Here is a 10120-nt window from a genome sequence, read left to right as displayed (position 1 = left end):
TGGAAGTTCGTCGTGGACAGCGCACCATCTATCGAGGCTTGCAACGTCTCTTTGATGCCACTTTGGACCATCCTGGCTTGACGGCCAGTTTGATTCCCCTCGGCGATGGCATTCTTATGATTCGTAAAAATCAGGAAGAGATTTCTTTGCCGAAAGAAGAGTAGTTTTTAGACTTATTTAAGTTATCCTGTTGAATTTGTGGTAAAATAGAAGCAGTGAATTTTAGAATGGAGAAATAAACATGAAGAAAAAATTTGTAGCTGGAGCGGTGACCCTTTTATCCGTTGTAACGCTAGCAGCCTGTGCAAAAGGTGGCAGTGACAAAGATATCATCACAATGAAGGGTGATACGATCACTGTTGGTGATTTCTATGATGAAATTAAACACAACCAAGGTGCACAACAATATCTTTTCCAAATGACCATTAATAAAGTCTTTGAAAAAGAATACGGTTCAAAAGTTTCAGACAAAGATGTTGAGAAAAAAGTTGATGAGCAGAAAAAACAATTGGGTGAAGCCTTCAAAAGCTACCTCACACAACAAGGTTTAACAGAAGAAACCAACAAACAACAAATCCGTAGTAACCTTTTGTTAGAGTATGCGGTTGACCAAGCTATTTCAAAAGAGTTGACAGACGAAGCTTATAAAAAAGCCTTTGAAACCTATACACCAGAAATCACTGCAAATGTGATCAAAGTGGATTCAGAAGAAAAAGCGAATGAAGTTCTTGCAAGTGTAAAAGCTGAAGGCGCTGACTTTGCACAAATTGCCAAAGAAAATTCTACAGATGCTAGCACCAAAGAAAAGGGTGGAGAAATCAAATTTGACTCTGGAACAACAACTGTTCCAACTCGTGTCAAGGAAGCAGCATCTAAGCTTGATGTAAATGGTATTTCAGATGTCGTTATTGATCCTGCTAGTCAAAAAAGCGCTGGTGCCTACTATATCGTTAAAGTAACTAAGAAGGAAGAAAAAGGATCTGACTGGAAGAAATACGAAAAACGCTTGAAAGAAATTCTGACGGCAGGACGTAAAAATGATGCCAACTTTATCCGTAGCATCATTGCCAAAGCAATGTCAAATGCCAATATCAAGGTCAAAGATGATGCCTTCAAGGCAACCTTCAACCAATACATGCAAAATATTGGTGCAACAACAGAAGGTAGCTCATCTTCTAAATAAGGATATTAGTTGACGAGCATTGTATTTATCTGTATAATGAGATAGTTGAGAATAAATCATTTAGAATCGGATGCAGAGAAGTGGCGGGGGTGCGAGCCATGGAAGAGAAATGATTTTGCTACTCAATAGAACAATTACATAATCGAATGAAGAATGACAAGTTCATTGAATGAAGGTGGTACCGCGGTTTTTCGCCCTTCGTTAGTGAGCTTGTCTTTTTTTCAGCATTTCTACCGGAGATCCTTTCTAATAAGAGAAAGGTTTTCATAAGGATTTGCAGGAGGAAACTGATGAAAACGTATCTGGTCAAACAAAAGTTTCGACTTGGAGGGGAACGCTTTGACATCAAAAATGATCTAGGAATGGTGGAATACCAGGTAGAAGGTTCATTTTTGAAAATTCCCAAGACCTTTACGGTATTTGATGTGGAAGGCCAGAAGGTCAGCCATATCACGAAGAAGCCTTTTAGCCTCTTACCCCAATTCACTGTAGAATTAGCGGATGGCTCCAGTTTTTTCATCCGTAAAAAACTAACCTTACTCCGTGATAAGTACGATATTTCTAATTTAGGACTACGCATCGAAGGCAATATCTGGGATTTGGATTTCAAGTTATTGGATGATCGCGACCAGCTGGTTGCAGAGATTAGCAAGCAAGTCTTTACCTTAACTTCGACTTATCAGGTATCCGTCTATGAAGAGGAATATGCCAATCTTGTGATTTCCTTGTGTCTTGCCATTGACTATGTAGAAATGATGGAGAATGGCTCCTAAGCCGATCAATAGAAAACAATAAATAGAGGAGAAAACATGAAACAATTATCTAGTGCACAAGTCCGCCAAATGTGGCTTGATTTCTGGGCAACCAAAGGTCACTCAGTAGAACCATCTGTTAGCTTGGTTCCAGTAAACGATCCAACCCTATTGTGGATTAACTCAGGGGTCGCAACTCTTAAAAAATACTTTGACGGGACTATCATCCCTGAAAACCCACGGATTACCAATGCTCAAAAGGCTATTCGTACCAACGATATCGAAAACGTAGGGAAGACTGCTCGTCACCATACTATGTTTGAAATGCTGGGGAACTTCTCCATCGGGGATTACTTCCGTGACGAAGCCATTACCTGGGCTTATGAACTCTTGACAAGTCCGGAGTGGTTTGACTTCCCTAAAGACAAACTCTACATGACCTACTATCCAGCTGATACAGATTCATACAACCGCTGGATCGAAGTGGGCGTGGACCCAAGTCACTTGATCCCAATCGAGGACAACTTCTGGGAAATCGGTGCTGGACCTTCTGGACCAGATACAGAAATCTTCTTTGACCGTGGAGAAGCATTTGACCCAGAAAACATCGGTATTCGCCTTCTTGCAGAAGATATCGAAAACGACCGTTACATCGAAATCTGGAACATTGTCTTGTCACAATTTAACGCGGACCCTGCTGTTCCTCGTAGCGAGTACAAGGAATTGCCACACAAGAACATTGATACGGGAGCTGGTTTGGAGCGTTTGGTGGCGGTTATCCAAGGGGCTAAGACAAACTTTGAAACTGACCTCTTCATGCCAATCATCCGTGAAGTTGAGAAATTATCTGGTAAGGTTTACGACCAAGATGGCGACAACATGAGCTTTAAGGTCATCGCTGACCACATCCGTTCTCTTTCATTTGCGATTGGTGATGGTGCCCTTCCTGGAAATGAAGGTCGTGGTTATGTCCTCCGTCGTCTCCTTCGTCGTGCCTCTATGCATGGTCAAAAATTGGGTATCAATGAGCCTTTCCTTTATAAACTTGTTCCAACTGTTGGAAAAATCATGGAAAGCTACTACCCAGAAGTACTTGAAAAACGTGACTTTATTGAGAAAATTGTCAAGAGTGAAGAAGAGTCATTTGCTCGTACCCTTCACTCAGGTCAACACTTTGCCCAAGGCATCGTAGCAGACTTGAAAGAAAAAGGCCAAACGGTCATCGCTGGTCAAGATGTCTTCAAACTCTATGATACATACGGATTCCCAGTAGAATTGACAGAAGAAATTGCTGAAGAAGCTGGTATGACGGTTGACCGTGAAGGTTTTGAAGCAGCTATGAAGGAACAACAAGAACGTGCGCGTGCATCTGCTGTCAAAGGTGGATCTATGGGTATGCAAAATGAAACCCTTCAAAACATCACTGTTGAGAGTGTCTTCAACTACAATGCTAGTCAATTGCCTTCTAAATTGGTGGCTATCGTAGCAGATAATGCTGAAGTAGAGGCTGTTTCAGAAGGAACTGCATCACTTATCTTTTCAGAAACTCCATTCTACGCTGAAATGGGTGGACAGGTTGCGGACCACGGTCAAATCTTGGATGCTGCAGGAAATGTCGTAGCGACTGTAACAGATGTACAAAAGGCACCGAATGGACAACCTTTACATACCGTTGAAGTTCATGCTCCACTTGCTTTGAACCAAGAGTTCACTTTAGCTATCGATAGCAATCGTCGTCTTCGTGTCATGAAGAACCATACTGCAACTCACTTGCTCCATGCAGCTCTTCATAATATCCTTGGCCACCATGCCACTCAAGCAGGATCACTTAATGAAGTGGAATTCCTACGCTTTGACTTCACTCACTTCCAAGCTGTGACTCCAGAAGAGTTGCGTGCTATTGAGCAACAAGTCAATGAGAAGATTTGGGAAGCCATCGCAGTGGAAACAGTTGAGACTGATATTGACACAGCAAAAGAAATGGGAGCTATGGCCCTCTTTGGTGAGAAATACGGTAAGGAAGTTCGCGTTGTCACTATCGGGGACTACTCAGTGGAACTGTGTGGTGGTACCCACGTTGGCAATACTTCTGAGATTGGTCTCTTCAAGATTGTCAAAGAAGAAGGTATCGGATCAGGAACTCGTCGTATCTTGGCAGTGACAGGTAAGGAAGCCTTTGAAGCATACCGTGAACAAGAAGATGCACTGAAAGCAGTCGCAGCAACCTTGAAAGCACCTCAACTCAAAGAAGTCCCTCATAAGGTGGAAGGACTTCAAGAACAACTTCGTCAATTGCAAAAAGAAAATGCAGAATTGAAGGAAAAAGCAGCAGCAGCGGCAGCAGGTGATGTCTTCAAACATGTTCAAGAAGCAAACGGACACCGTTACATTGCTAGTCAAGTTTCTGTATCAGATGCAGGTGCCCTTCGTACCTTTGCGGATAACTGGAAACAAAAAGATTACTCTGACGTCCTTGTTCTGGTCGCAGCAATCGGTGACAAGGTCAATCTTCTCGTAGCAAGCAAGAACAAAGACATCCACGCAGGTAACTTGGTCAAAGAATTGGCTCCAATCGTTGATGGACGTGGTGGTGGAAAACCAGACATGGCCATGGCAGGAGGAAGCAACCAAGCCAAGATTCAAGAATTGTTGGATGCCGTAGCGGGTAAATTGTAATAAAGAGGAGATCTACCTTCGGGTAGGTCTTTTTGTATGGTAAACTGTTAAATCTTTGTAAAAACTTTTTAAGAAGTACTTGTAATTTTTGATAAATACATTACAATAAATATATAGGAAAAAGGAAGTGTCTTAGATATTACTCCATTGTCGATTTGAAGGTGCAGTCCGAGGCCCTCATAAAAATCCTAAGTTTGACAGCATAATAAATAATCAAAAGTAGATAATTGAATTAAAAAATAGACTTGGAATAGGAATCGAAAGGAAAAAGGAGTGTTGTATGAAGGGGAACAGTATCTGGAAAAATGTTGGTTTGTATGCCTTGGTGGTCTTCTCTCATTTTATTTTATTTTCGAGGATTCTTGCTAGTTGCTTGAATGTTCTCGTTGAGGGAGGTTCCGAGCTTCTCATTCTCTTGATATTCGCTTTGGTATCTGCTCTCTATATTTTTGGTTTGTGGAAATGGTACCAAAAGGGTTGGAAACTTGAGGTTAAAAAGACCAAACTGACGTCCACGATATGGTTACCCATTGGATTATTAGTTGCCTTTATTGCTCTTCAAGCCTTGGTCTCGGGTGAATCGTCTAATAATCAAAGAAGTATTGAGTTTTTCTTGGAGTTATTTCCTGCCTTCGTTTTTTTCTATATTATTTTTATTGCTCCCATTATTGAAGAATTCATAACTAGAGGCTTAATGGCCAAGTATCTATTTTCAAAGCAGGAAACCCTAGGACAGACCTTGCTCTATATTGCTCTTTCTTCTAGTTTATTTTCTTTTCTCCATCTTCCGTCTAGTCTAGGGCAATTTCTAATTTACTTTATAATGGGTTCAATTTTCGCTTTAGCGTATCTGACTAAGGAAGATATTCGTTATGCCATTGCCCTGCATATAGCAAATAACCTGATCGCTTCTCTCCTTATCTTCTTGCTTCAATAAAGAAGAATGGGGACTAACATACCTACCAAATCAGCCCTTTCCAAATCTGGAAAGGACTGATTTGTTTATTTGAGATAGTTTCTTCTGCAGCAAGGCTAATTTTTTATATAAACAAAGTATAAATTTCTAATTATCTTTTTATATTTTCTTAAATGCTCGTAAAGCCTTATTCTATGTGCTTTCGAGTATTTTTACTGTAGGAAGATACTTCACGTTTCTTTGCATATTTCCTCATGTCTTAGCTGTCAGAAGTGGTAAATAAGTAGTAAATTCATTTGTACTACTAAGCAACAAGACGCTCCTGTTGCTTCTCTTTATTCAAGCGTTTCATTTCTGCCATTGCAGAATCGAATGTTGCATGTGCGTAATAGTTCAGCGTCATGGCTATATTAGCATGTCCCATAATGTACTGTAATGCCTTTGGATTCATTCCTGCATTTGCATAGTTGGTACAGAATGTATGTCGCAAACTATGTGGAGTGATGTGTGGCAATTTATCCTCGTTATACTTATTGTATTTCTTAACAAGACCTTTCATCATGCCGTTGTAATCACTTGCCACTTCTTTCTATTAAGAAAGAGGAAATCACTATATCCATCAATCTCAACACGCTTATCATTCTTTCGATTCGCTAACACTCGCTTAAATGCTTGATAGGCTTCTTCAACCATAGGAACTTGACGTTCGCCACTTTTGGTCTTTGGTGTTTCAATGTAGTACCCAATTTCAGTATCTCTCAATAGCTGATGGTCTATATTGACAAGACGATTCTCAAAATCTAAATCTGGAAGTGTCAAACCACCAAACTCTGAAATACGAAGACCTGTTTTTAAGAGTATCAGAATTTCATCATAATTTTTGCTGTAGGTTTTATCAGCTTTTGCAAAGGCTAACAGTTTTTCTTCCTGTTCTTCTGTTAGTACGGTCTTAGGGACAGTATCATCATCAAGAACTGCTTTCAGTTGAAAGTCAAATGGATTCTTCCGAACACAATCATCTTGTATAGCAATATAGAATGAAGCCTTTAAAGAACGTTTGTAGTTATTGATGGTTTGATAAGCATAACCATTTTCACTCATTCTAATAGCCCATTCTTTAGCGTCTGATGGCTTAATACTGTCAATACTTCTTACACCTAACTTGTCTTTCTTCAAAATATCCATAAGATATTTGCGTCCAGTTTCAGTGTTTTTTCTAACCTTTGGTCTTTGAGCGTTCTGTTTTGCGTAAAGCTGGCAGAGTGTCATTTTCTTTCCTACAACATCAATACCATCATGAATGTCTTTCTGTAACTCTGCGATTTTCTCTCTAAGTGAGATACAATCACGCTTTCCTGCTGGTACTCGGTCTGTAGCCACAAGTTTCCACGAGTAAACAAATTGCGGTTCTCCAAATGAATCTATATATTTGTATAAGTATCTTCCGTCTTTTCGTTGGCTCTCTCCAGTCTTTAAGATTCGACCTTTATTGTCACGTCTTTTTTCTGACATGGCATTTGCTCCTTTCCTTTATGGAAAGAGCCTTGATACGACTTAATACTATTTTATCATATACAAGACCCTTTGGCGACGCTAGATTGCGTCCAATGTATCTATAATTTTTTCAAATTGTTTTCGTTTAATCTGAATACGATTGCCATTCATAATCAGCCAATTTGCATTTTTATTTTCCTCTGCCAAGCGTCGTAGCTTGTTTTCGCCAATACGAAAATATTTTGACGCTTCTTCAATGGTTAGGGTATAACGTTCCCAAATAGGAATGTCAGTCTGCTTCATAAAATCCTCCTTTCCAAATCACTTATTTGGATTTCATAAAAGTTGTTTTACCAGCAATCGAACAGCTTTAGCAAAGCTCACGGGAGTTCCACCCCTGCATGGTTCTCATGTAGCCATACTCATTGCCTGCGACGGTTTTATCACGCTCGGACTATTGACTGTATGGGAGTATCATTATCACGATAAGAATGTCGTTGCAGGCAATCCTGCTAAAGATTGCTTCTCGGATCACTAACATGAATCGCTCGCTATCTTTATAAGATAGGTCATGGCGGTTAGTTCCGTTGGCTCTTTTCTTATCGAAACGTATTCGATTACTTTTATTCAGTTTTCAAAGAACAATGGCTCGTTAGCCTATCAAAACACATTGAAAGCTCAATATGCTTTGGTGGAATAACAAACCTCCCTGTTCGGGAAGCGTGGAATGGTTTAGCACGCTTCCACGAAAGGAGAGAGGATATTACTTAATTTCAAATGACAAAATCTTTGTAATCAGTCTGGTTTCCATTCTTCCACGTAAGACTTCATCAACGACCATACTTTGATTGCCATATTCATCTTTCATAAGTCGTAGGGAACGCTTCGTTATGTACCCTCTGTAATGATGTAGAATCTGGTTAATCGCTTCGGTATCGCCATCTGTTGCCTTTACAATGAGAGGAAAGGGAATCATAGGATATTGTGTTTTCATTCTTCAAATTCCTCCATAAACTTTTTAATTAAGGCTAGTCCACTGGTTCTATGCCGATAGACAGTAGAACGGTTCAATTTCAACAGGTCTGCAATTTCTGAATCGCTCATGTCCATAAAGTAAAACAGCAGTAGAATTTCACGTTTCTTGTCTGGCAACTCACGTAATGCTTCACTCAACAAATCATTTTCAACGCCTACTGATAACCCATTGAGTGTAAAAATCTGAAAGTCAGTTGAATAGTTATCTGTTGTCGCAAACTGGCTAACAAGATAATCGCCAACATCCGAAAAGGACACCTCACGCTTTGCAATCCTTGAAAGATAAAGCATATAATTCTTTCGCTCGTCTTCCATAGCACGTTTACAGATATAGTCAAACTGATTTTCTATTGTGGTCTGAAAAGAAGATGGTTTCATGTTTCTCACCCCCTTTCTGTCTAGGAAAGGAAGTGAGCCTTGCTCGTTTATCTCCTTTCACTCTTAGTCCCAATGTGAAAGGGGGATTTGTTGCATTACTGATAAATAAACTTTGTAAAAAAGTTCTGAATAGCCAAAAAAGCATATAAACAGATTTATTTCTCTGTTTACATGCTTCTGTTATTCTATCTATATGATTTATAAAACCACATTGGTGGACGTACTTATCTATTGCAGATAGACGACTTTTTTTGACAAGAACCCAATGTAAGGAAATTTATTGTATATGATGTACTTCATGGCGACGTTGACCTCCAACAAACCGCCATTTGGAAGTAATATACAATATTTTAACAGCGTAAATAGCACTACCATATAACGGTTTTTTTTATTGGCGTTTAGTAGTGCTTTTTATTAAATATAAACCTATAAACCATATAACACGTTTTTCTATACCTGTTTTTAATTCAGTAGGAACAATAAAATGTATAGAGGTGGTCTACTATGCGTAAAAAAGAAGATAAATATGATTTTAGAGCCTTTGGTTTAGCCATTAAAGAAGCTCGATTGAAACGAGGTTTAACTCGTGAACAAGTGGGAGCATTGATTGAAATTGACCCACGGTACTTAACTAATATTGAAAATAAAGGGCAACACCCCAGCATACAAGTTCTTTATGACCTTGTATCGTTACTTCATGTTTCCGTTGATGAATTTTTCTTACCTGCTAATAACTTGGTAAAAAGCACCCGACGATTACAGATAGAGAAATACATGGATAGCTTTACAGACAAAGAACTATCCTTAATGGAATCTTTAGCCAGCGGTATCAACGAAGCAAGAAACATCGAAGACTAATTAAAAGAATCCATACATAACGGAAAGAGCCGATAAAATGAGATTGTATTAATCTCATTTTATCGGCTCTGCGTCTTTGCGTCTGGCTCTGTAATCACAGTTACTTTGAACTGCTTTATTTCAATTAAATTTTCTTGTCTGCATTTCGGACAATAGAGGGGGAATTTTTTTAATTCAGTATCTTCCCTTATCTTTAATCGTGTTTTATTTCCACATACAGGACACAATATCCACTTGTAGTTTATAATAACTATCTCCTCCTTTACACTTTAATTCAAATCTTTATTAAAAAATATTTCATCTTATTTAACAAGAAACCATATTTATATAACAACATAAAATACACTAAGTTATTTTATTGAACATATATCGTACTTTATCTATCCGACTATTTGGACGACGGGGCTGGCAAACAGGTTCACCGGTAGTAACATGGTACCCTTTTAACTCTGTTAAACAAACACTACGTCCATTTGTAAAGAAAGTTAAATCACTACGATATTCTTGAATACACCGAGCAGGGATTTCTCCACTAAGAATGACCTCATTATTTTTCAATTGAGTGTCTACGATGTTCGCACAATATTTAGGAGCATCGTTGTATGCTCGTGAAAGATATTCCTGTGGCGCATAAATTTTAAAACTAAGATATGGCTCTAACAATTCTGTTCCAGCTTTTTTTAAGACTTGTTCCAATACAATAGGAGCAAGCATCCGAAAATCTGCTGGGGTACTAACAGGGCTATAGTATAAGCCATACTTAAAACAGATTTTACAATCCGTCACATTCCAACCATATAATCCTTGTTCGCAACCATAGCGTATCCC

Annotated in this window: 9 protein-coding genes and 3 pseudogenes; 6 read left to right on the top strand and 6 right to left on the bottom strand. The window is 39.0% G+C overall.

What is annotated here, in order from left to right; translation table 11 throughout:
- From ACLOR3_RS05880 to ACLOR3_RS05860, 5 genes and pseudogenes are all read left to right on the top strand, one after another.
- Positions 1–164, top strand: a pseudogene (locus ACLOR3_RS05880) (O-methyltransferase); the annotation flags it as partial.
- A 77-nt stretch (positions 165–241) separates the two neighbouring features.
- On the top strand, positions 242–1183 hold the full coding sequence (locus tag ACLOR3_RS05875; protein WP_411400520.1) for a peptidylprolyl isomerase: 942 nt from the start codon (positions 242–244) through the stop codon (positions 1181–1183).
- A 290-nt stretch (positions 1184–1473) separates the two neighbouring features.
- A complete protein-coding gene (locus tag ACLOR3_RS05870; protein ID WP_125374277.1) occupies positions 1474–1956 on the top strand; it encodes an LURP-one-related/scramblase family protein in 483 nt (160 codons plus the stop codon).
- Positions 1957–1992: 36 nt separating this feature from the next.
- Positions 1993–4611, top strand: coding sequence for an alanine--tRNA ligase (alaS, locus tag ACLOR3_RS05865; RefSeq protein ID WP_411400517.1), 2619 nt, complete (start codon positions 1993–1995; stop codon positions 4609–4611).
- A gap of 280 nt (positions 4612–4891) precedes the next feature.
- Entirely contained in the window at positions 4892–5548 is a 657-nt protein-coding gene (locus ACLOR3_RS05860) for a CPBP family intramembrane glutamic endopeptidase (protein ID WP_048717184.1), read from the top strand.
- 283 nt (positions 5549–5831) lie between these two features.
- Here ACLOR3_RS05860 and ACLOR3_RS05855 read toward each other — a convergent pair.
- From ACLOR3_RS05855 to ACLOR3_RS05835, 4 genes and pseudogenes are all read right to left on the bottom strand, one after another.
- Positions 5832–7039 (bottom strand): annotated as a pseudogene (locus tag ACLOR3_RS05855) (tyrosine-type recombinase/integrase).
- An 81-nt stretch (positions 7040–7120) separates the two neighbouring features.
- Entirely contained in the window at positions 7121–7324 is a 204-nt protein-coding gene (locus tag ACLOR3_RS05850) for an excisionase (RefSeq protein WP_000814511.1), read from the bottom strand.
- A 460-nt stretch (positions 7325–7784) separates the two neighbouring features.
- Complete coding sequence (locus ACLOR3_RS05840) at positions 7785–8015, bottom strand: helix-turn-helix domain-containing protein (RefSeq protein ID WP_000857133.1); 231 nt, start codon at positions 8013–8015, stop codon at positions 7785–7787.
- Positions 8012–8434, bottom strand: coding sequence for a sigma-70 family RNA polymerase sigma factor (locus ACLOR3_RS05835; protein WP_000804885.1), 423 nt, complete (start codon positions 8432–8434; stop codon positions 8012–8014). Before ACLOR3_RS05835 ends, ACLOR3_RS05840 begins: the two co-directional genes overlap by 4 nt.
- A 504-nt stretch (positions 8435–8938) precedes the next feature.
- On the opposite strand from ACLOR3_RS05835, the gene ACLOR3_RS05830 reads away from it, so the two are divergent.
- Positions 8939–9292: a helix-turn-helix transcriptional regulator gene (locus ACLOR3_RS05830; protein ID WP_001227347.1), complete on the top strand. Its 354-nt coding sequence runs from the start codon at positions 8939–8941 to the stop codon at positions 9290–9292.
- A 59-nt stretch (positions 9293–9351) separates the two neighbouring features.
- On the opposite strand, the gene ACLOR3_RS05825 is transcribed toward ACLOR3_RS05830, so the two are convergent.
- Together ACLOR3_RS05825 and ACLOR3_RS05820 are read right to left on the bottom strand one after the other, a co-directional pair.
- Positions 9352–9519, bottom strand: a complete 168-nt coding sequence (locus ACLOR3_RS05825; protein WP_000336323.1) for a cysteine-rich KTR domain-containing protein — start codon at positions 9517–9519, stop codon at positions 9352–9354.
- 118 nt (positions 9520–9637) lie between these two features.
- Positions 9638–10120: pseudogene (locus tag ACLOR3_RS05820) on the bottom strand (hypothetical protein); the annotation flags it as partial.

Origin of the sequence: Streptococcus intestinihominis (assembly GCF_046824975.1) — a bacterium.
Classification (GTDB): Bacteria; Bacillota; Bacilli; order Lactobacillales; family Streptococcaceae; genus Streptococcus.
Note: the sequence above shows the minus strand (reverse complement) of the source record. Positions and strands in the feature narration are given on the sequence as shown.